Annotated in this window: 1 protein-coding gene; it reads left to right on the top strand. The window is 37.9% G+C overall.

Annotated elements, in window-relative coordinates:
• Nucleotides 1-447 precede the first annotated feature (447 nt).
• On the top strand, nucleotides 448-1635 hold the full coding sequence (locus tag ACRDCA_RS00055; RefSeq protein ID WP_438687737.1) for an IS110 family transposase: 1188 nt from the start codon (nucleotides 448-450) through the stop codon (nucleotides 1633-1635).
• Nucleotides 1636-1761 lie beyond the last annotated feature (126 nt).

Raw genomic sequence — 1761 nt, 5'->3', positions numbered from 1 at the left:
ATTAGAACCTTTGATTTCTATCGCTGATAAGGTGCTAATTGCAACACTTCCATCATAAAGGTTTCCAGAGGACAGCTGAAAAGAGACAGGATTACCTAATCCATCAACAATTGCATGGATTTTTGTTGTTTTCCCACCTTGTATATTAGAGTTAGGGTTTTAACCTTCCGATTTTGATTGGATAACCCTATGAACCATGGTTATTTTAATTTGGTATTAACTCATTTATTTTGAGATAATATATTTATTGGATTGAGAGGCTAAGCCGTTCCCACCTTGGGTCGTTGAACCCGTACTCAAAAGACTGGCTCCTCTCTCTGATAAGTGGATTACGTATGAGTTAGATGTTGAAAGTCTTTACTTTACTCCGTATCTCGTACAAGGTAGTGACGCTTTTCAGTTGAGTGGATTTCAATTCAAAATACTTTTTTGAAAGGTCTGATATACATGTACTTTTTAGGCATTGATATCGGTAAACGCACTCACGTTGCTTCTGTCATGAACGAGAAAGGAAAGGTGTTGCTAAAAGGTTTTTCTTTTCCTAACACGACTGAAGGAGCAGAGTCATTGATTGAGCGAATAGCCAACTATTCAGGAGCGCCCTGTGATTTTGTTATAGGGATGGAAGCCACAGGTCACTATTGGCTGTCCATCTTTTCATATCTCCACGAATCAGATTATTTGATTCACGTTGTGAATCCCCTTCAGACTGATGGGTGGCGCAAAGGAACAGAAATACGGAAACGAAAGAACGATATTATTGATTCTGTTTTGATTGCTGACCTAATGCGCTATGGCTCATTTGTCGAAACAGTCTTATCTGATGAAAATATTTTTTCTTTGAAACAACTTTCTCGTTACCGAACTTATTTAGTAGGCACAGCAAGTGACTTCAAAAGAAAAATCATAGCCGTGCTCGATCAAGTATTTCCCGAATACGCGTCGATTTTTACCAAGCAGGGCGTTTTCGGAAAAGCTTCTAAAGAGTTATTGCTAGCGTTTAGTTCCCCAATGGACTTAGAGAACATTTCTTCGGAAGATTTAGCTCAATACTTAGCTGGATTAAGCAGAAACCGGATCAAGCCAGAGAAAGCTGATCAATTAAAGCAAGCCGCTTCTAACTCCTTTGGAGTGAAATTTGCTCAAGAAGCGTTTACCTTTCAATTACGATCCATGATTGAACAATTGAAATTCATTGAACGGCAAGTGAAGGAAACCGAAAACGAAATCAAACAAATCATGAATCCTTTGGACTCTGTTATTCTCACAATCCCTGGAATTGGTCCAATAAATGGTGCGACCATTCTTGGTGAAATAGGCGACATTCAGAAATTTTCTAATCCGAAGAAACTCGTCGCTTACGCTGGAATAGACGCTTCTGTAACTCAGTCAGGGCAATATGAGGCAACACATAACGTTATGAGTAAGCGTGGCTCTCCGTATCTACGAAAAGCCTTGTTTTCAGCCGCTTTAATTGCTTCTCAGTGTGATCCTGTTTTTAGCGCGTTTTACCAGAAAAAAATCTCTGAAGGAAAACATCATCTAACTGCCTTAGGTGCAGTTTCTCGTAAACTTTGTTACGTAATCCATGCTATTTTGACTAGAAACGAGCCTTATAAAATCATTTCCGATTAGCTATTGAACAGCTAAAAAAACTGGTTATGAAAGGTCTATTTGTTGTGCTCTTTTTTAAAACTATTTGTTATAAAATATTTTTTTGATTTAGCTAATTTTTACTTGACTCTATATAGTTAGTCTTTT

Source organism: Serratia sp. (in: enterobacteria), assembly GCF_051654945.1.
Taxonomy (GTDB): Bacteria; Pseudomonadota; Gammaproteobacteria; order Enterobacterales; family Enterobacteriaceae; genus Chania.
This window is presented reverse-complemented; position numbering and strand designations above follow the sequence as displayed.

What these genes read in the sequence shown, in the direction of transcription:
- ACRDCA_RS00055 (WP_438687737.1), top strand. Translation starts at nt 448, where the DNA reads ATGTACTTTTTAGGCATTGATATCGGTAAACGCACTCACGTTGCTTCT.